Below are 20346 nucleotides of genomic sequence, written 5' to 3'. Positions count from 1 at the left end.
GGCGAAAGCCGCCTTTGAAAACAGAGAGCCGGGAGTACCCAAATGGCCGTATCAGACCACGTCGATGTCAATCAATTCATGGACGGCGTGAAGCGACGCAATCCCGGCGAAACCGAGTTTCACCAAGCGGTCTATGAGGTCGCGCAGTACGTCTTTGATTACATCAAAGACAAAGAGAAGTACCACGAGTATCAAATTCTGCGTCGCATCGCCGAGCCCGATCGGGTGGTCAGCTTCCGGGTCTGCTGGGAAGACGACAAAGGCAACATCCGCGTTCAGCGCGGCTACCGGGTGCAGAACAATAACGCGATCGGGCCCTACAAGGGCGGCATCCGGTTCCATCCGAGCGTCAACCAAAGCATTCTGAAATTTCTCGCCTTTGAGCAAACGTTCAAGAACAGCCTCACCGGCCTACCGATGGGCGGCGGCAAGGGCGGCTCCGACTTCAACCCCAAGGGCAAATCGGTGCACGAGATCATGCGTTTTTGCCAGTCCTTCATGACCGAGCTGTACCGTCATGTCGGCGCGGACGTCGATATCCCGGCAGGCGACATCGGCGTGGGCGGCCGCGAAATCGGCTTCATGTTCGGCCAGTACAAACGCATTACCAATCAGTACACCGGCGTCCTCACCGGTAAGGGCCTGGAGTATGGCGGCAGCCTAGTGCGGACCGAGGCGACCGGTTACGGCACCGTGTATTTCCTCGAGGACATGCTCAACAAAGCAGGGAGTGCGATCGAAGGCCGGACCGCGATCATTTCCGGTTCGGGCAACGTCGCCACCCATGCGGCCGAGAAGATTCTCCACCGCGGCGGCACCCCTCTTACCCTGTCGGATTCTGGCGGCTTCATCCACGACCCCGCGGGACTGACGCAGGAAAAAATCGATTGGGTTAAGGAACACAAGACGCACCGCCGCGGGCGGATCGAAGACTATGTGAAGGAGTTCAAGGGCGCGACGTTCCACGCCGGTAAACGGCCGTGGATTGTCAAGGCCGACTTGGCGTTACCCTGCGCGACCCAAAACGAAGTCAGCACGGATGAAGCCAAAACGATGATCAAGAACGGCGTCATTGCCGTTTCCGAGGGTGCCAACATGCCCACCGATCAAGAGGGCATTCACGCCTTCCTCGCCGCGAAGGTGTTGTTTGGGCCGTCCAAGGCCGCCAATGCCGGTGGCGTCGCGGTGTCCGGGTTGGAAATCACCCAGAACCAGCAACGCATGTCGTGGGGCGCGGACGATCTGCAAAAGCAACTCCGCACGATCATGCAAAACATCCACGAGAAGTGCGTTCGCTATGGCGACACCGACGATCCCAAATACATCGACTACGTGAAAGGTGCGAACATCGCGGGCTTCACCAAAGTCGCCGATGCAATGCTGGCCTACGGCGTGGTTTGATCGCCGCTTCGGTCCCGGAAAAGGGCGCCCCGCGGCGCCCTTTTTTGTTTGTCCGGACTTTTCTTGACCTAGGGTCAGCGTGACGCCACTGTAACCTCAGCGCCAGCATGGGCGCATCGGGGAGGACACCATGAACGTGACGCGCGCGCTTTTTACGGGAATCGTTTTGTCGATGTCGATCGCGTTTACCGCAACGGCGAAACAGGCCCTTATTCTCACCGCCGATATCCCGCCGGGCCTGGACTATGACGGTCCGACGGCGGCATCCCCGGCAACGCAAACCGGGCTCGCCAATCTGCTGGAGCCGCTGGTCTACTATCCGTTCAAGGAAACCAACGACGAGGGCGTTCGAATCCTTGATTTCCAGAAATTTGAAGGGCGCCTAGCCGAGTCATGGTCCTACGACGCACCGTCGCTGACCTGGACCTTCAATCTACGGCGCGGCGTTAAAGGGTGCAGCGGCGCCGAATTCACTGCCGACGATGTCCTCTATACGTTTGCCCGCGCGAAGTCGGTCAGCGGCAGCGCACCGATCGGCTGGTTTTTGTCGAACGTTGCATCGATTGCGGGATTCACGCCGGCGGTGTTCGGCGACGCCGAAGCTAAAAAGCTCGGCGACGAAGTAACCAAGGTCGACGACTACACCGTAAAAATCAAACAAAGCGCGCCAAACAAACTGATGCTGCCGGTCCTGACGATCTTCGGCATCCAGATGCTCGACAAAGAGATCATGGAGGCCAATGCGACCGCCGACGATCCCTGGTCGCATAAGTATAACAACGAGGTAAACGCGCCGGGTTTCGGCGCCTATTGCCTGGAAAGTTGGAAGAAGGGCGAGGAACTCACGGCCACCGCCAACCCCGACTACTACCGGGGTAAAGCGGACATCGAGCGCATTATTCTGCGGCGCACGCCGCAAAGTTCGACCCGCACGATCGTGATTCGAAGCGGGCAAGCCGATGTCGCCGAGCTCCTGACCCCGAAGGAATACACCAACCTGAAGTCGGTACCCGGCGTCAAAATTCCCGGCGCCTGGGGCAACCGCAATATCGCCGTCGCCATGAACTTCAAAGCGGCGCCGTGGGACAATCCCAAACTGCGTCAAGTAATCGCCCACGCCATTCCCTACGAGGATGTCGTGCGCAATGCGTTCTTCGGTGAGGCCCGCCGGTGGGAAAGCATCGTGCCGACGACCTATCCCGGTTACGCGAAGACCACGACCCAGTATTCGTTCGACCTCACCCGCGCCAAGCAATTGTTGAGCGAAGCGGGATTTGCCGACGGCAAGGGACTCGACGCGTTTCCAGCCGAATCGTTCTTGCTGACCTACCCGCAGGAACGCGATGCCTGGTTGCAGCCGATCGGGACCGCCATTCAGTCGTCGCTGCGGCAGATCGGGTTGAATATTCAGCTCAACCCGATTCCTGAGTCCCAGTACGTCGACCGTCAGCTCGTCAAGAAGGACCTGCAGTTCACCCTGATCGACAGCATCACCCCGTTTGGCGTGGACGCCGGATACGCGTTGCAACTCTTCTTCGTCTCGCCGGACAAGGGCGGCATCAACAACATCATCAACTATTCCAGCGAAGCCGTGGACGGCCTTTATTACGGGCGAATTTTCAACGAGTCCGACGATACCAAACGGAACGAGGCCTTGGCCGAGGCGCAGGAGCAGGTCATGGCCGATGTCGCCTGGGCGCCGGTCGTCGAATACAAATCGTTCGTTGCCACCCGGGACACCATTTCCGGTGTGACCTATCACCCCGACAACCAGCTGCGCTGGTTCGAGTTGAAGAAAGCGCCGTAGGCGATCAAGTAGGGTACGTGTCCGCCGGGCGCGATTGGCCCGGCGGCGCGTCACAATAATGGCCGTCACGACGATCCTTTTTCATTCGACCGACGGCCATACCCGGGTCGTGGCGGACTGTATCTCCGAAGGGCTCGGTAGCGTGCCGTCGAGCGATGTTCGTGCCGTGTCGGTCCTCGATGTCGATGACGCGTGGGACCGGCTCCATGCCTCCGACCTTATCGTCTTCGGGACGCCCACCCATATCGGCGGGGTCTCGACGGAAATGCAGACGTTCATCGAAAAGACCTCCGGGCCAGTGTGGCTGGACCGTATGTGGACGGGCAAGTTGGCGGCAGGCTTCACGTCGTCGGCCGGGCGGAGCGGCGACAAGCTGCACACCTTGCAGCGCCTCGTCATCTTCGCCGCACAAATGGGGATGACCTGGGTCCCCCTCCACCTGCTCGGCGGGCACTATTCGTCCGCCGGCAGCGAAAACGACCTCAATCGCCTCGCGGGCTATCTCGGCCTGATGACCCAGGCGAACATTGATGAACCGCCCGGTCGCACACCGCCGGACGCCGACCGCGAAACCGCCCGCTTATTTGGCCATTATCTTGGTGCAGTCGCGGCGCGTTGGACGGCGGGCTGTGCGGCGCTGGGCCCGGTACCCGTGCCCGGGCATGGGGTGCGCCGTCCGGCGCTGTGAACCGACGGCGGTTACGCCGGTTTGAGGAATTGCATTAGCGCACCGGAGCCGGGGTTGCGCACCAACATCGACATGGTGCGGCCCAAGCCCGGCAAATCGATTTCGTCCGGCGGCGAATAAATTTCGGCACCGGCGTCGCGGCAAAAGGACAGGGCACCGTCCATATCCACCACCTCGAACGCCTGGGCGAGATAACCGATATTCGGCGCCACCGCGAAGGGCGTCAGATCATCGGACTCGTAATTGAGAGCCTGACCGAGGGCAATCTTTCCATAGTGATGATTGCCTTGGAGAAACGTCCAGTGGGTGCGCTCGTCATGGGGGCCGAGCGGCTCGTCGATCACAACGTCGAGCCCCAGCAGGTCCCGGTAGATCGGGATCGCGCGGGCGCGCTCGCGCACGCCGTGCGCGGAGGTCACCACCGGCGAGAAACCGGTTCGCGTCGCCCCCTCTTCGAGAAAAAATTTGCGCATTGCGCCGATCCGTTTGGTTTCGTCGGTCGTGTCGAGCTGAATCAGATTCACGATCACGCCGTCCGGTCCCTCCAGAAGCGCGCCGGTTTCTTCGCCGACCCCAGCGCTCAACCGGTGCTGTTTAGGCGGCCACCAGAACTCGTACCCCTTGGCCGACAGGTCGCGGTAGGCCGCTTTGATATCCGCTACGTAAAAATTGAGGTTCATCAGGCCGATCATGCGGCGCTCGCGCCGTGCGCGTATCCGCTCGCGCCGGGGATCGACGAAACTCAACAGCATGATCCGGCCCACCGGAAGGCCGCGGGCTTCGAGGAGAACCGCGTGGGTCCGCGATTCGGGCGGCATACGCCAATGTCCGGCGAAGCGCAGGTCCCGGAGCGTCGCTTCGCCGATCACGTCCATGCCGACGATTCCTCGGTAAAAACCGAGGGATTCGGCCATGTTCTCGACGCCGATCACGGCAATACTTAGAGGACTGCCACCCGCACCAGGTGTCACCATATTTCGATCCGAAATTGATTCCGCACAGACGCGGACGGTTGCCCGACCCGCACCGCTACTTTGGATCGAATGCGCCCAGCGATGCAACCTTTGCGTGAGTACCGCGGCGCCATCGGCGCTAGATCATTGGTCGAAGAACGGGAGGAAAGCGGCCGACCAATCGCCCATGTCAGGCGGCAAGTCGAGCCAGGCAGTTTGCGGATAGGCGGCGTGCGCCGCTTGGCCGTGCGGATAGTTCGGATCCCACGTCGGCGAGCCCAACAGCGTCGGTTGTTTGACCTTGGCCAAGGCCTCGCCGGTCGGGTAGGAGAAGTGCGCGCGGTAGGCGTGCCGCCACATGTTGCCGGCCTTCAACATCGATAGGACGCGGCTATGGACCATCGCGGTGTCGACATAGGGCTCTTGGCGGATGATTCCGGCGCGGGTGCGCTCGAACCACGGCCAGAACAGCCCCTGATCGCGCATCGCGATCCAGCACTTGAGCAGATGCCCGCCGAACCAATCGATCTCGATCGGGAAGGTATAGTTGTCGTAGTAGTTCTTCGCGTCTTCGGGGGTAAAGAACATCACGTTCGACATCGCGAGCCGGTTGATCCGGTTCGGCTTCCGCACGGCTAAATCGAGGCCGACCAAACCGCCACCCCACATCCCATAGAAATCCACGGAGTCATGCCCGAGCGAATCGAGCGCCTGCGCCACGACATCGGCGTAGCGCGCGACAGTTATGTCGGTTTCGCCGATCGTATTGTCCGATTCGCCGTTACCGGGTAAGTCGAACGCGAGCGCTGGGCGCTTACCGGCAATTGACTGCGTGACGCGGTGGACAATGCGGTTGTCGCTGGCGGCATCGTGTTGCACCAACAACGGACGGCCCGGGCCGTCGGTGCGCCGGACATGGAGTTGGCCACCGTCGATATCAGCGAAGTCCTGCCAGGTGCCATCGGCAATTGCGCGCGCCGCCGGGGGCGGGGGCGACGTTCCCTTGGCGTAGCGGGCCATCACTTCGGCCACCCAGGCATAGACGGCCTCGCCGCGCCGGTCGCCGAGGCGCTCGATCCGCACGCCCTCGGGCAATTGCGCCGGTAGACGGTCGAGATAGTTGACGGTCGGATCCCAGTCGGACGCGCAAATAATGGCCGGACTGCGCATCGCCGTCGCCATCGCGGCACCGTCCAATCTGAACGCCGCGCCATAGGGGCCGCGGTAGTGGTCGCCCGACCGGAGGAATTCGATCACCCCGTCGTGCAAAACCTCCGGTGCCGGCATCGGTCCGTCCATCCGCGTTGCCAGCGAAGGACGGTACCAGGGAAAGAACACGGTCTGCTCGCGCAACCGCGACCAGAGCCATGTGAGGTGGCTGCCGTCCCACCGCGGCTCGAAGGGTGTTAGATAGTTGGCAAGGATATCGCTGCGCTCGGCGGCGTTGAGCGTCACGAGTCCGTTGAGGACCGCGATGTGCACCCGGCCCGGGTGACGCGCAGCGAACGCTGAACCGACCGACGCACCGGTGTGGAAACCGTACACCGCGACCTTGTCGATCCCGAGGGCATCGAGAAACGCCGCAATGTTGTCGCCGAAGTCGGCCATTTCGGGATCGTCGATCGGAAGCGGGTCGGAGTTCCCGTTGCCCGGTGTATCGGGCGCGATACATGTGAACCGGTCCATCAAGTGCTTCATCAACGGGATGTGTTCACGCGACGATTTAGGCGATTGGTGCAGCAGCAGAACCGGCGGCCCGGAACCTGCACGGCGGTAATGCACCTGCCGTGTGCCGTCGATAGTGACGAAATGGCGGCGAATGCCGGGAATCGGTGCGTCGGTACCCATGTCGCGAATCCTTGCCTAGCTATCCAGGAATGGCATCAACGCGCCCGCCCAGGCGGTCATGTCATTGCCGGTTGTGACCCGTTGAAGCGTGGCGTGGTCCTTGACCGCCTGGTCCGTTCCTGGATGGTTGTCAGGGCCAGCCAACGCGATCGGCACCGGGCTTCGCCCCAATTCCGTGTGGGCGTCGTACTTCCAGTGGGCGCCGTAATGCGCCTGCCACATGTTCCAGCACTTCAGGAGCGATACCACGCGGCGGTGCACCATCGCCGTGTCGACATAGGGCTCGCGCTGGATGATCCCCTCGCGGGTCCGATTGTACCATGGCCAATAAAGGCCTTGATCGCGCATAGCATGCCAGGCCATCAGCAGATAGCCGCCCCACCAATCGGTCTTTAGCTCAGGGGTGTACTTGGCCAGTAGTTCACGGCGCAGGCTTTCCGGGTGATAGATGACGTGGGCGACGACGAGATGTTTCACTAAGCCGGGCTGCATTTTGGCGAGTTCCAGCCCGGTAAAGCCGGAGCCCCAGGTGCCGAGATAGTCGATCTCGTTCAAGCCCATCGACGCAAGCGCCTGTTGGGTCACAGCCGCGTAGGTCGTGCACGTGATCGCGTCTTTGTCAGTCCCAATGGTGTTGTCCGATTCGCCGTTGCCCGGCAGATCGAAAGCTATCACCGGTCGCTTGCCAACGAAGCCTTCGGCGGCCATGCGCACAACGTTGTTGTCGCTCGCCGCGTCGTGCTGCACCAGCACGGGGCGGCCGCTACCGGCGCTGCGCCGCATATGCAGTTGTCCGCCCGCCACATCGGCATAGTCCTGCCAGGTTCGACCGGCGATCGGCCCCGGTGCTGCCGGGCCCGGGACACCGTCCTGTCCGGGGTATTGAGCGAGGACCGCGACTGCGCGATCGAGCATCTCCGACCGGCTTGCCCCGAAGCGCTCGATCTTGATGTTGTCGGGCAACGGCGGCAGGCGGTCGAAGTGACCGAACAGCACATCCGGTGCGATCGCCATGAGATAGGCCGGGCACGTAATGGCGGGGATCGCCTCTTCGCCCTTGAACAGGAATGCCGCCTTGTAGGGTTTGCGGTATTCGTCGCCGGCCCGCAGGAATTCGAGCAAGCTGTTGTGCAAGCGATCCGGCGGCGGCAAATCGTAATCGAGTCGGGCTGCAAGCGACTTGGCGTACCAGGGAAAAAAGATCGTCTGTTCGCGCATTCGCGACCACAACCACGTCAAATGGCTACCGTCCCAGCGCGGGGCAAACGGTGTGAAATAGTTGGCGACTGCATCGGCGCGTTCTTCTTCGGTCCAGCAGGTGATGCCGTCGACGATGACGACGCTGACGCGGTCCGGATAGAGCCGGGCAAACTCGGTCGCGGTGACGCCGCCGGTGTGTGTGCCGAACAACCCGCAGCGTTTTATCCCGAGCGCGTCCAAGGTCTGGGCAAGGGCATGGGCGTAGTCTTCGGACGACGGCTGTTCGCCCGGCAATGGGTCGGACAATCCGTTACCGGGCGTATCAGGCGCGATCACCGTGAAGTCGCCCATCAGGCGTTCGATCAACGGCACATGCTCGCGCGACGACGTCGGCGACTGGTGCAGCAGCACGACTGCCGGCCCCTTGCCGGCGCGCCGGTAGTGAACTTGGCGCGCGCCATTGACCGTCACGAAATGACGCCGTATCGCCGGATGCCCTGGCTCGATCCCCATACCGACCTCCCCTCGATGTTTTGCCAGCTACGCTAACAGGTCCGCCAAACCCCGCAAACTATGCAGGGCGCCGATTGACTTCACGCAGTGCCGCCAGGGCATCCAGGGCGGAAACTGAAGCAAACCGGTCCAACAACAAGGGGCGTGTTCATCATGTCGCATATTGTCATTCTGGGCGCCGGCATCGGCGGCGTGCCAATGGCCTACGAAGTACGCCAAGCCGTCGGCGAGGACGACCGGGTTACGGTCGTGTCGGATTCTCCGAGCTTTCATTTTGTGCCATCCAACCCTTGGGTCGCCGTCGGGTGGCGTACGCCAAAGCAGATCAAACTCGACCTTGCGAAAATGCTCGGCCGCAAGAACATCGATGTGGTTGTCAGCGCAGCCAAGCGGGTACACCCCGGCGAGAACGCCGTCGAACTGGCGAACGGCGAGCGTATTTCCTACGACCATCTGGTGATTGCGACCGGGCCGCGGTTAGCCTTCGACGAGGTACCCGGTCTGGGCCCGCTTAGCGGTCACACCCAATCGATTTGCCACGTCGATCATGCCGAAAAGGCGCGCGTCGCATGGGATGCCTTCGTCGAGAACCCCGGACCGATCGTGGTCGGCGCGGTCCAGGGTGCAAGCTGTTTCGGGCCCGCTTACGAATACGCTTTCATCCTCGATACCGAGCTGCGGCGCCGCAAGATTCGCGACAAGGTGCCAATGACCTTCGTGACCGCCGAGCCTTGGATCGGCCATCTCGGCCTCAATGGCGTCGGTGACAGTAAGTCGCTGATGGAGAGCGCGATGCGCAAGCGACACATCGACTGGGTGTGCAACGCCAAGGTCGAAAAGGTCGAACCCGGGATGGTGCATGCGATCGAACTCAACGAAGATGGAACGGAAAAGAAGCGGCACGAAATCCCCTACGCCTACGGCATGATGCTCCCGGCCTTTACCGGGATCGATGCGGTGCGCGATATCGAGGGACTGGCCAATCCTCGCGGATTCATCCTCGTCGACAAACACCAGCGCAATCCGGCCTTTCCGAATATTTGGGCGGTCGGCGTATGCATCGCTATCCCCCCGATCGGCCCGACGCCGGTGCCGACCGGGGTTCCCAAGACTGGTTACATGATCGAAAGCATGGTGACCGCAACGGCCAAGAATATCGGCGACGCCCTGGCAGGTAGGCCGGTCGAAGCCGAGGCGACGTGGAGTGCGGTGTGCTTGGCCGACATGGGCGATACCGGGATCGCGTTTGTTGCTGTCCCGCAGATCCCGCCGCGCAACGTCAATTGGATGGCCGAGGGGAAGTGGGTGCACGTCGCCAAGGTCGGCTTCGAGAAATACTTCCTACGAAAACTACGCCGCGGCGTTTCCGAACCGTTCTACGAGAAACAGATCATGGGCGCCTTGGGTTTGAAGAAGTTACGCACCGACTAGCTGCCTCGGCACGGCGGACCGACACCTAACGGATACGTCCGCCTAACGCTCTTTTAGGCTATTGCCGTGCCTTTCGTTTCGCGTAGCGTAGGTCACGCGCGGCCTTCTGCTCGGCTTTCAGGGCCTCCGCCGCTGCGGCCTTTTCAGCCTCAAGTCTGGCGGCCTCGGCGCGGGCCTCTTCCGCGAGCCGTGCCTCTTCGGCCTCCCGCGCAGCGGCTTCCGCGGCGCGCGCGGCCTCCTCGCGAGCCCGGATCGCGGCCTGCTCGGCGGCCTTGGCCGCACGGGCGGCCTCGCGCTCCGCACGGCGGGCGTCGCGGGCAATACTGGCGGCGAGGCGCGCGGCCCGGCGCTCGACAGCAGCCGGATCGTCGGGCGACAAACGCGCCTTGTTCTTTTCCACCACGGCGCGTTTGGCGTTCTTGGCGGTGTTCAACCGTTCATTCCAATCGGCGCCCTTAAAGGCGCCTTTCGGACGGTCGCGAGTCATCTTAGCGATTGCAGAGACCTTTCTATGCGTTGGTGATCGGGGGTCGCAGGTGAGTCGCCCACCGCCACGAAACAACGTTTCAGGGATGGACGCGCGGTACTATACACCGAAATACCGGCGGTCAGGAGCAGCGGAGGATTCTCGATCAAAGAAGTTGCATGCGATTCGATACGGGCAACATCGACCTTGGCAATCGAACAAATTGGCTTAGAGTGCGCCGAGGGTCCGAAATCGCGCCGAAACGCAGGACGACACAGCCTTTGTTACTTCTTGAGACTCGTCCGTGGCCCCGGGGTCGATCCCCGTCTGGTGGCACCGATAGGGTACGTTTCACACCACCCTTAGATTGCGCGACGGTCGCTCCATAGATGATAGCGATCACCGCTTCGTTGGGAACCTTCCTCGCAGCCCTCACCGGACCCGTGGCGTACCTCGCGCCGATGGGCATGACACCGCTTGTCGGGCTCCTGGCGCTCACCCTTGTCCTCTCCGTCTGGCCCGCCTTGCGCGCCGACAGGCGCCTCCTCCTCGCCGGGCGGGCAGTATGGCCTTTGCTGGCCGTCGGTTTGGCGTCGGTCGTGTGGTCTCTAGAACCGTCGGCATCCCTGTACAAGACCGGACAAATCGCGGTTCTGATCCTTTTCGGGATGGTATTGATTCCTGCTTTCGGCAGCGGATCGGCAATCGACCCCGCCCGCATCCTGACCGCCACCGCGATCGGCTTCTTGGCAATCACACCGATCGTCCTCGCCGATGTAGGCCTCGACGGCGCGCTTAGCGGTTGGGCTCGGCCGGTACCCGAGGGCGCGCTGGCTGCGAGCTACAGTCGCGGCGCGGCGGTCCACGCACTCTTCGCGCTCCCTCTGGCGATAGGGTTGTGGCGCATGGGACGACGGCTCCTGGCCGTCGCGATCTTGATCGTCGCCCCGATGCCGTTCGCGCTCGAACAGACCTCGGCGCAACTTGCTCTGGTCGCCGGACTGGCTGCCGCCGCTACGATCTTCGCGGTACCGCGCCTGCGGTGGCTCTTACTCGTTGGGCAAACCGTGTTTGTATTGGCGGTTCCCGTGGTGCTGCCCTACGACAATCTCGGTAGGCTATGCGGCCTGATCGATAGCAAAGCCTCTGTCATTCACCGCGTCACGATTTGGAACTTCGCGCTCGATCGCTGGTCGGAGAAGCCGGTTGCCGGCTGGGGCCTAGCAACATCGCGCTTCGTTCCCGGCGGACAGGGCTATGCCGACTTTATGACCCCCTGTGGGCGCCCCGTCGGCACGCTCCCCGACGGCACACCCAACTTGCCACGGCTGCTGCCGCTCCACACCCACAACGCCGCGGTGCAGGTCTGGCTCGAACTCGGCGCCGTCGGCGCGCTGGCACTGGCGTGGCTGGTGGCGGCGTTGAGCATTCAGGGCTACGCCCGCGCGACCGATCGCCTGGGTCGCGCCGCCGTTGCCGGGTTATCGACAAGTACATTCACGGTTGCGGTGGTCAGTTTCGGCATGTGGCAATCCTGGTGGTGGGCCACGATTATCTTGGCGGTCGGCCTGACGGTCGCGGCTCTTCAGTCGAGCGGCGGCAGACCTTCCGCCGGAGCACGGTAGACGTGGGTCAGCCAAATCCCATTGTCGAAATCGCCGATACGGTGGGGCGCCAATCGCGCGATCTGGTCGCGGACATCTGCAACCTCGGCATTGTCGACGATAAGAAGGCCGCCTGGCGCCAGCAATGTCGGTACCCGGCGCAGACAGGCCGACCGAAAGTGGCCATCGACCAGCACGACGTCGAAGGCGGGCGGGACAAATCCTTTGGGCGCCGAGGCGTACGCGTCGATCGTGCCGGGATCGACGCCATGGTCGCGGAGCACATCGACGACTGGAAGACTGACGCGCGCGGCCAAGCCGTCACGCTGCAGCCATGCCGCGACCTTGTCCCGCCACGACCGCCGGCCCTCGATGCTGACCAGCGTCAACCCCTGCCGGGCCAGCCACAGGGTCGACCGGCCCGCCCCCCATTCGAGACCCCGCATTTCCGCCCGCAATTCCCGCTCGATAAACGGGATCGCGGCGGGCACCAGCCAAGGGGCTTCTGGGTTTTCGCGTTCGAACCGGGCTTGACGGCGATAGGCCGGCGAAAACGCCTCGACAATTCTGCGCCAACCCGCCCAAAGCCCACGCACCAGGCCCGAGCGATGCATCAGCTCCGGCCCGAACAGCCGGTTGGAAAGCCGACGGGTGAGGTCGAACAGCCGGCGTCTCACGGTCATGACGCTGCCCTCTGCACCTGTTTGGTCACGGTCTTATGTGCGGCATAGCCGGCATTGCCGCACACGCCGCCGTTCCCGATCTGGGCGACCACGTTGCGGCAATGACGGCGACCCTGCGCCACCGTGGGCCGGACGGCGAGGACCAATGGCTGGCGCCGGAGGGCCGGACCGCGCTCGGGCACACGCGGCTTTCCATTGTCGACCTGTCGCCGCGTGGGCGCCAACCAATGGCCAACGAAGACGAAACGCTGTGGCTGAGTTTCAACGGCGAGATATACAACTGGCGTGCCCTGCGGGCAGACCTGGAACGGCGCGGCCACCGTTTTCGCTCAAACACCGATTCGGAAGTCATCCTGCACCTGTGGGAAGAGGAGGGCGAGGCCGCGCTAGCGCAGCTACACGGCATGTTCGCCTTCCTGCTCTATGACACCAAATCCGAAAGACTGTTTGCCGCGCGCGACCGCGTCGGCAAGAAGCCGTTGGTCTATGCCCACTGGGACGGGGGCGTTGCGCTCGCCTCCGAAATTCCGGCGCTGCTGCAACTTCCCATGGTCGGACGTACGCTCGACCCCGAGGCGGTCGCGCTCTATCTGATCGACAATATGCGCCACGTCCCCGATCCGTGGACGATCTACCGCGACATCAGGCGGCTCCCTGCGGGCCATGCGATGAGCATCCAGGGCGGTGCGGTCGAGCGAATCTGGCGCTACTGGCATCCGCCTTTGGTTAGCCGAGATACCACGCCTTCGCAAGCAACCGCGGTGTTGGACCATGCCGTGGCGTTGCGCAAGGAAGCCGATGTCGAAGTTGCCGTACTCCTATCGGGGGGCGTCGATTCCTCGGCGATCGCGCAATCGATGGTCGCCGCCGGGGCGGTTGGCACGCGCAGCTACGTATTGGGACGCGATGCGGGCGACGACGAACTTCCACGGGCGCGGGCAATGGCCGATCGCCTCGGCACGCGTCACAAGGAAGTTCTCTTCGATCCCGACCGTCATCACGACGGGCTGGAGGAACTCGTTGCACGGCACGGCGAACCGATCGCCCTGCTGCCGCTGGTGCATACTTTACAACTGTGTCGCGCGATCCAAGCCGATGGGATCAAGGTGGTTCTCACCGGGCACGGCGCTGACGAACTATTCTTCGGTTATTCAAGCCACCTTCAACAGGCGCTGCTGAGTCGCATAGAAGCTATTGTCCCGGCCGTTATCCGCCCGCTGTGGCGTGTGCTGGCGCGGATCAAAGCGCTCCCGGCGCGGCTTCGCCTCGGGGCGTTGGTCCTCGGGGCACCCGCGGGACATCGCCGGGCGGCGCTGCTGCGGTACAGCGCGGAGGCGGTATGGCCGCGCCTGCTCAATGGACCAGCACGGCCCCACCCTGCGGATCTCACCCAACGATGGGCGGCCCAACTACCGATCGGCGCGCGCCCGCGCGCCTATATCGACGAGGCAGCCTTGACCGCATTGCTCAGCGAGAACGCCCCGTCGGTCACCATTGCCGGCGACCTGCCGGCGATGGCCGCCGGCGTCGAAACCCGCAGCCCGTTCCTCGATCAAGACATGGTCGGCCTCGCCCTGGCGACACCGTTCCGGCGCAAGGTGCACCGGTTGTTCGATCCGGCTGGCCTCAAATGGATTCTGAAGCAGGCTCTGCGGGGCAGGGTGCCGGACGCTCTCTTATTTGCGCCCAAACGCGGTTTCGGCACCAACATTCAGGAATCGGACTTGCTCGCGGGCTCGTGGCGCGCCCGCGTCGACCAAGCCTTTACCGCGTTCGACGACCTTGACGGCCTTCTCAATGCAGATGCGGCCCGAGACACTTGGCGCGGGTTCCAGGCTGCGCCCACGGCCCGCGTTGCCCAGATAGTCTTCAAACTATATGTAATACAGCTTTGGCGCCGGAGCATGGCAAGGGGTTGAGCCGTTGAGCAACGACGCGTCCAAATACCTCGAACAATATGAGCGCCACCGGGCCGAAGGGGACAGCAGCAGCCGGTTCCTAGGTCTTGCCGCGTTTTTGCGCGGGCGCCTCGACTCACAGGCTGCACGCATGGGTCAAGTCGGTCGCCATGCTTTGTTTCTTCCGCGCGTCTTGGAACTATGCGGCATCGCCAACGATGGCCCGCTCACCGTGATGGAATTCGGCGCGGGCGACGGGTGGGCGATGCATTACAATCGACCCGGGTTGCGCCGCATTGCGGTGGACGCAAGCAGCAACTTCGCCCCGCACTTGGCGGAGTTGGGGATTGAGTTTGTCGAACACGACCTATCGGTCGCCGGCATCCCCGGTGCCGACGGCAGCGTCGACCTCATCGTCGTCAACCACCTGATCGAACACCTCGCCGATCCGCGCATCATGCTCGCCGAGTGCCACCGATTGCTTCGGCCCGGCGGCGCGCTGTATCTGCGCACACCGGATATCGCGCGCGTGGGGTGGCGCTTCTATGACGACTACACCCACGTCAAGCCGTTCACCCCGACCGGTCTTCGCGAACTGTGCGCGGCACACGACTTCACGGCGGTCTTTTGCTTCGCCTCGGATCATTCCCGGATCAACCTCGACCTTCTCAGCCGGGGGCATCTACGGCGATTTCTGTTTGGGCGTTGGCTCGGCGGCGCAGAGATCGAAGCCGCCTTCACGAAATGATCGCCTGGGTTCGCGCCAAAACGCGCACCGTCATCGGACACGCCCTGGGCGACCGAGATTACACCGGCGCTCTCGTTTCGGGCTACGCCCAGATGGCGGTGAACGCCGCCGTCCAGTTGGCGATGGTACCGCTCTATTTGGAAACCATCGGGCGAACCGGATTTGGTCTGCTCATGGTGTTGCTGGCGCTCGCCACCTATATCGCCGTCGGCGCGTTGTGGTTGACTGGCGGCACCACGCGCACCCTGGGCGAAATGGCGGCGCGCAACGACCGGACCGGCTTCGCTCAGGTCTGGGCGGCAGGCAAGTCCGCTGCCCTGATCTATGCCGGCGTCATCGGCGGACTCGCCTTGGCCGTCGTCGCGCTTTTTCCCGGAACCCTCGGGGAGCAAGCGGGCGCGGTGCCCGGGGTTTGGATGGCGCTCGTTTTCTTTGCGCTCAACCTCGTCGCCAGTTGGCTGCTGGCGATCGACCGGGTCGGCCTCAACGTGACCCGGCATCAAACTTGGTCGAACGGGTTGTCGATCGGTGCGCAGCTTATTTTTGTTGGTCTGGCGGTGCCCTTGCTTCTTGGCGGCGGCGGTCTTGCCAGCGTCACCGGCGCGCTGCTCGCCGGCAATGTCGTCGCGCTGGGGGCCGCGGGCATTCTGTGGCGCCACCTCGGCTACCGGCATCGCTGGTGGGAAAACCTCGCAACCCAACGGGCCCACCTCGCCGCGATGCTGTCGCGCCGCGGCCGTTACTTCACGATCTACGGCGTTCTCTCGCTCACCCTGCAAGCCGACATATTGATTATCACGGTGATCGGCGGCCCGCTGCTTGCGGCGGACTTCGCCCTGGTCTGGAAGATCGCCGAGGTCGTCGTGGTTGCCCTGGGCCGCATTCCCGACGCACTCCAGCCCCGGATCATCCATCACGACGTGCGCGGCGAACACGACCGCCTCGGCACCGCGCTGCGGCGGGTCGACCGCACCATGATCGCAGCCGGGGTAACGTTCGCTGTCGTCTATGCCTTGGCCGGATCGACGGTCGTCGACCTTTGGGTCGGGGCCGACAACGCGCCCGACGCTCCCTTCGCCTTCATCCTCGCAGGCGGTGCCGCAATGTGGCTTGCAATCGCGAAACTACCGGTGGCAAAGGCATTCGTCACACTGCGGTTACGCCCGTTAGTCGCGATCATGGGCGTCGAACTTGCCGCGAAAATCGCGTTGATCGTGGCGCTAGTCGGCCCAATCGGGTTCTTGGCGCCGTTGGCCGCGATCAATATTACGCATTTCTTTGGCGCAGCCTGGGCCTATCGACGGCTTCTGCGCGAGACGGCCCGGGACTAGAGTGAACGCGGATGGACACCGACCAATCGACGACTCAAACCGGCGCCCGCGCGGTGCCGCCGCCGAACGCCACCAAACTACACGGGAAGATCGCAGTTTGACCGACCAACCCGATATCTTCCCGGTGCACCTCGACTCCGGCCTCGCGGCGCTGTGGGCCGGTTGGCTCGATCACACCCGCGCGACGATGCACATCGACCACGCCGGAACCGGCGACGACCTGAGCGCACACATGCGCGATTGCTTTGTCGCGGTGGACACGCAGTTGGACGACGCGCTGCGCCGGCTGGGGGCGGCGTTGCCGGAATCGATTACTCGTGTCCTCGAGGTCGGGTGTTCCACCGGGTTCAAAACGTTCGCGTTGCAGCACCGTTTCCCCGATGCCGACATCGTTGGCGTCGATCCCGATGCCGACGGCATCGCCCTCGCGCGCGGGATGGCGGCACGGCTCGATCAGACGCGCTTTCGGCGTACGCCAACCTTCACGGAAGCGGTCGGCGAAGACCTCCCGGTCGACGACGCCAGCGTCGATTTGATCGTGTGCATCACGACGATCGAGCACGTCGGCAACGTCGACGAATGCCTCGCCGAAATGGCCCGCGTGTTGCGTCCAGGCGGGGTTCTCTATCTCGAAGCGCCGAACTACCTGTGGCCCTACGAACCCCACGTCCGCGCGCTGATGCCCCCGCTCTGCCCTAAACCGTTGCTACGCGCGCTCGTGCGACTACAAGGAAACAGCGCGCATGCCCGTTTTGTCGATCACCTCAAATTCGTTCACCCCCACTGGATGGAGCGCCGTTTCGATGCGCTCGGCCTAAGCTGGCGCAATCTCTATCTTGAGAAAATTCGAGATATCCTGGAGGGCCGCACCGACGCGATCGCCTATCGCCGCCTCGGCGCCCTGCTGCGCCACGCCGGTCGGTGGCGGCTGGGCGCGGCGTTGCTTGCCCCCTTCGCTTGGACGGGCGTCTACCCCTCGGTCATGTATGCCGCCAGGAAACCCCGTGCCGAAACGTGAACCGGTGAACGCGCCGAAGGTCTGGTTCTACCCCCACAGCGTGTTGCGGCCGCGCCAACTCGACGTCATCCGCGCGTGGCCCCAGGGGCATGTTCACAACCCGGAACTCGCCACCCAAACCGCCCCGGCACTCGCCGGGCCGGGCGCGCGGCCGACGGCACGGCGCGCGGGAATCTTGAATCGTCTGCCGCTGCCCAACATCAAGCGGCGGCCGCCTGGCCTCCCGGCCGATACCGCGGTTTATGTGTGGGGCGGCGTCGTCGACCGCGGACCGTTCATCGCCGATCTCGATACGCCCTACGCGCTCACCGGTTACAACCTCGCGGCCCTACCGCTGTGGCGCGGGATCCTTGGTCGAATGCTGCGCAGCCGCCGTTGCCTGGAAATTCGCTGCATGAGCGCGGCCTGCCGACGGTCGCTCGAACTGGAATTCGGTGCGAGAACGGCGGCGAAGGCGACCGTGCATTATCCGCGCCTCGCCGACGCACCGGTCGCACGTTCGCCACACGCCGATGCCGAGACCTGGGCCGGTCCGCGTTTCCTGTTCGTCGGTACCCAGTTCGAGATCAAGGGCGGCGCGGCCCTGTTGCGGGCCTTTACCACCGTCCGCGCGGCACTGCCCGAAGCGCATCTTGACCTTGTCACGCATCTGCCGACCAATCGCCGCGCACTGGTAAACCAACCGGGCGTCGGCGTTCATGCGGCCACGATCGGTCGAACCGAACTTTGGCAGCGTTTCTTCCACCAAGCGGATGTTCTCGTCTTGCCGACCTATGTCGACAGCTTTGGGATGGTCGCATTGGAGGCATTGGCCCACGGCCTTGCACTGGTTGCAACGGACCTCTATGCCCTTCCCGAGATGGTCAATGACGGCGTCAACGGCGCGCTGCTGCATGCGCCCCTGTCGATATGGGACGGCTACCGTCCGAGCGCGCTCTACCGTGCGCTGGATACCGCGCCGGACGTCGCCGCCGCACTCGACACGACGGTATTTGAGTGCGACCTCGCCGCCGCGATGATTGGATTGGGCGATCGGGCCAAATTGCGGGCAGCCCAGACGGCCAGCCGGCAGCTTTACGAAACACGCTTCGCAGCATGACCGCGCCGTCATCGACACTGTCGATTGTCATTCCGGCCTATAACGCGGCCTCCACGATCGGCGCGACGCTGCGCTCGGTGTTCGCGCCGGATGCACGACCGGCGTTGGACATCGTGGTGGTTGATGACGGCAGCAACGACAGTGCCGCACTCCAAGATGCGGTCGCGGCACACCCGGACGTGCGCCTTGTGGCGCACGAGAACAACCGCGGCATGAGCGCCGCCCGCAATACCGGTATTGCCGCCAGCCGGGGCGCGGTCGTGACCATCCTCGATGCCGACGACACGCTGGTCCCCGATTGGCCGGCGCGGTACGCCCAACTCGTCGCGGACTGGCCGCTCGAGTCCAACCTTTGTTTTGCGGGTTGTCGCAACCTGAACGGTACGCCGACGATGCGCCAACCTGGCTTCAGCGGTCTGGTCGATCTGCCAACGTTTCTCTCCGAACGATATGCGGGGGAATATCTACCGCTATTCCGGGGCGACTACGTTCGCGCCAAACCCTATGTCGATATCGGGACCCGCAAATCCTGCGGCAATCTCTCCTACCTCGCGTGGGTGCAGGAGGCGGCAATCTACGTTTCGGCGGAGGTACTCCGCATTTACGACGATTCGCGCGGCGGCGCGGTGAGCCGCAATTGGTTGCGCGGCGCCAAGGCCGGAGAAAGTGTGCGTTGCCTGGAGGAAGAACTCAGCCGCTACGGCGAATTGTTTGCCCGCCTTGCACCGGGCAAACTAGCTGAGCGCTGGCTTAAGCTCGCGGTCTATCGCCGCGCTGCCGGACAGCGCGGCGTGTGGTCGGCGTGGCGTCGGGGCGTCGGGGGTGCGCCGCTGGCAGGTATCGCAGCGGCGCTGATGGTGGCGCTGGGTCCGGGCGCGACAACCGCGCTGGTTGGGCTCGCCCGGCGCGCTAAGGCGGTGAAACGTTATGGCTGATGCGCCCTCCGACTATTACGAACGGTTCTGGGCCGACGCCGAATATACCCTTGCCTACGCGGAGGATTCGGCGCGGCGCGATCGCCTTCCCGCGGTTCAGGCCGTCGCGGACGACCTGTTGCCATTCGGTCGGGCACTCGATTTCGGCTGCGGCAACGGCGTGTTTACCCATTGGATGTTCGAAAACGGCGTCGCCCGCGACATCGTAGGCTATGACGTATCGGCAACGGGGACGCGCTTCGCCCGAGAGAAATTTGCCCGCCCCGGCTTGACATATTGCCAGTTCGACCCCGCTGCTGGTTTGCCCGACAGCGCACGCGGGTTCGACGCCGTGATCGCATCCCACGTGCTTGAGCATGTGCCCGACCCGCTCGCCACGCTCATCGACCTCAAGTCGCGGGGCGACCGGTTGATCGTGGAGGTCCCCTTGGAAAGCGCCCTCGTTCCTAACGCTTACTACCGGTTGACCAGGCGCGACCGTTTGGCCAATCCGGTCGGCCACCTGCATTTCTGGACTCGGGCCCAGTTCGAGGGCCTACTGGCAAAGGCGGGATTGACGGTTGAAGCGCGCCATCATTATGCGTCGGCACCGTTTTCCCCCTACACCGCCCGCTGGAAAACCGGCATCGAACGCGCCGCGCTTGCGGCGTTGGGGGTGCGCACCTACGGGCGACTGCTGGCCACGCACTACTGCGTGCGCGCCCGCGCGGCGCGCTAGGACGG

General features: G+C 63.6%; 17 protein-coding genes. 12 read left to right on the top strand and 5 right to left on the bottom strand.

All coding sequences use genetic code 11. The features are described 5' to 3' along the window. Positions 1-42: 42 nt before the first annotated feature. The 3 genes from gdhA (at position 43) to RID42_04635 (ending at position 3896) form a co-directional block, all read left to right on the top strand. A complete protein-coding gene (gdhA, locus tag RID42_04645; GenBank protein ID MEQ8246950.1) occupies positions 43-1401 on the top strand; it encodes an NADP-specific glutamate dehydrogenase in 1359 nt (452 codons plus the stop codon). Between the two features lie 130 nt (positions 1402-1531). Continuing rightward, the gene (locus RID42_04640) at positions 1532-3208 is read left to right on the top strand and encodes an ABC transporter substrate-binding protein (GenBank protein ID MEQ8246949.1); all 1677 of its coding nucleotides are present in this window, start codon (positions 1532-1534) and stop codon (positions 3206-3208) included. A 58-nt stretch (positions 3209-3266) separates the two neighbouring features. Next, entirely contained in the window at positions 3267-3896 is a 630-nt protein-coding gene (locus RID42_04635) for a flavodoxin family protein (GenBank protein ID MEQ8246948.1), read from the top strand. An 11-nt stretch (positions 3897-3907) separates the two neighbouring features. Here the strand turns inward: RID42_04635 and RID42_04630 are convergent, their stop codons facing one another. The 3 genes from RID42_04630 to RID42_04620 all read right to left on the bottom strand — a co-directional run bounded on the left by RID42_04630 (position 3908) and on the right by RID42_04620 (position 8410). Continuing rightward, positions 3908-4870, bottom strand: coding sequence for a VOC family protein (locus tag RID42_04630; protein ID MEQ8246947.1), 963 nt, complete (start codon positions 4868-4870; stop codon positions 3908-3910). A gap of 123 nt (positions 4871-4993) precedes the next feature. Continuing rightward, positions 4994-6697, bottom strand: coding sequence for an alpha/beta fold hydrolase (locus tag RID42_04625; protein ID MEQ8246946.1), 1704 nt, complete (start codon positions 6695-6697; stop codon positions 4994-4996). Positions 6698-6712: 15 nt separating this feature from the next. After that, positions 6713-8410: an alpha/beta hydrolase gene (locus RID42_04620; protein ID MEQ8246945.1), complete on the bottom strand. Its 1698-nt coding sequence runs from the start codon at positions 8408-8410 to the stop codon at positions 6713-6715. A gap of 153 nt (positions 8411-8563) precedes the next feature. Here RID42_04620 and RID42_04615 point away from each other — a divergent pair, with 153 nt between their 5' ends. Continuing rightward, positions 8564-9841 carry an FAD/NAD(P)-binding oxidoreductase gene (locus RID42_04615; GenBank protein ID MEQ8246944.1) on the top strand — a complete coding sequence of 426 codons (1278 nt, stop codon included), beginning with the start codon at positions 8564-8566 and terminating at the stop codon, positions 9839-9841. Positions 9842-9899: 58 nt separating this feature from the next. On the opposite strand, the gene RID42_04610 is transcribed toward RID42_04615, so the two are convergent. Then, positions 9900-10328 (bottom strand): DUF6481 family protein, encoded by a 429-nt coding sequence (locus RID42_04610; protein ID MEQ8246943.1) that lies wholly within the window; start codon positions 10326-10328, stop codon positions 9900-9902. Between the two features lie 368 nt (positions 10329-10696). Between RID42_04610 and RID42_04605 the strand changes: the two genes are divergently transcribed. Continuing rightward, positions 10697-11932, top strand: a complete 1236-nt coding sequence (locus RID42_04605) for a hypothetical protein (protein ID MEQ8246942.1) — start codon at positions 10697-10699, stop codon at positions 11930-11932. Here RID42_04605 and RID42_04600 read toward each other — a convergent pair. After that, the gene (locus tag RID42_04600) at positions 11893-12594 is read right to left on the bottom strand and encodes a class I SAM-dependent methyltransferase (protein MEQ8246941.1); all 702 of its coding nucleotides are present in this window, start codon (positions 12592-12594) and stop codon (positions 11893-11895) included. The genes RID42_04605 and RID42_04600 overlap by 40 nt on opposite strands. Before the next feature lie 35 nt (positions 12595-12629). Between RID42_04600 and asnB the strand changes: the two genes are divergently transcribed. The 7 genes from asnB (at position 12630) to RID42_04565 (ending at position 20341) form a co-directional block, all read left to right on the top strand. Further along, positions 12630-14513, top strand: a complete 1884-nt coding sequence (gene asnB, locus RID42_04595) for an asparagine synthase (glutamine-hydrolyzing) (GenBank protein MEQ8246940.1) — start codon at positions 12630-12632, stop codon at positions 14511-14513. Between the two features lie 4 nt (positions 14514-14517). After that, a complete protein-coding gene (locus tag RID42_04590; protein MEQ8246939.1) occupies positions 14518-15240 on the top strand; it encodes a class I SAM-dependent methyltransferase in 723 nt (240 codons plus the stop codon). After that, positions 15237-16571, top strand: a complete 1335-nt coding sequence (locus RID42_04585; protein MEQ8246938.1) for a hypothetical protein — start codon at positions 15237-15239, stop codon at positions 16569-16571. Before RID42_04590 ends, RID42_04585 begins: the two co-directional genes overlap by 4 nt. 97 nt (positions 16572-16668) lie before the next feature. Then, positions 16669-17589 carry a class I SAM-dependent methyltransferase gene (locus RID42_04580; protein ID MEQ8246937.1) on the top strand — a complete coding sequence of 307 codons (921 nt, stop codon included), beginning with the start codon at positions 16669-16671 and terminating at the stop codon, positions 17587-17589. Next, entirely contained in the window at positions 17576-18688 is a 1113-nt protein-coding gene (locus RID42_04575) for a glycosyltransferase family 4 protein (protein ID MEQ8246936.1), read from the top strand. The genes RID42_04580 and RID42_04575 overlap by 14 nt, the downstream gene beginning before the upstream one ends. Further along, positions 18685-19623: a glycosyltransferase family 2 protein gene (locus RID42_04570; GenBank protein ID MEQ8246935.1), complete on the top strand. Its 939-nt coding sequence runs from the start codon at positions 18685-18687 to the stop codon at positions 19621-19623. Before RID42_04575 ends, RID42_04570 begins: the two co-directional genes overlap by 4 nt. Then, a complete protein-coding gene (locus RID42_04565) occupies positions 19616-20341 on the top strand; it encodes a class I SAM-dependent methyltransferase (protein MEQ8246934.1) in 726 nt (241 codons plus the stop codon). The genes RID42_04570 and RID42_04565 overlap by 8 nt, the downstream gene beginning before the upstream one ends. The last annotated feature ends 5 nt before the right edge of the window (positions 20342-20346 follow it).

The organism is Alphaproteobacteria bacterium, assembly GCA_040216735.1.
Taxonomy (GTDB): domain Bacteria; phylum Pseudomonadota; class Alphaproteobacteria; order SHVP01; family SHVP01; genus CALJDF01.
Note: the sequence above shows the minus strand (reverse complement) of the source record. Positions and strands in the feature narration are given on the sequence as shown.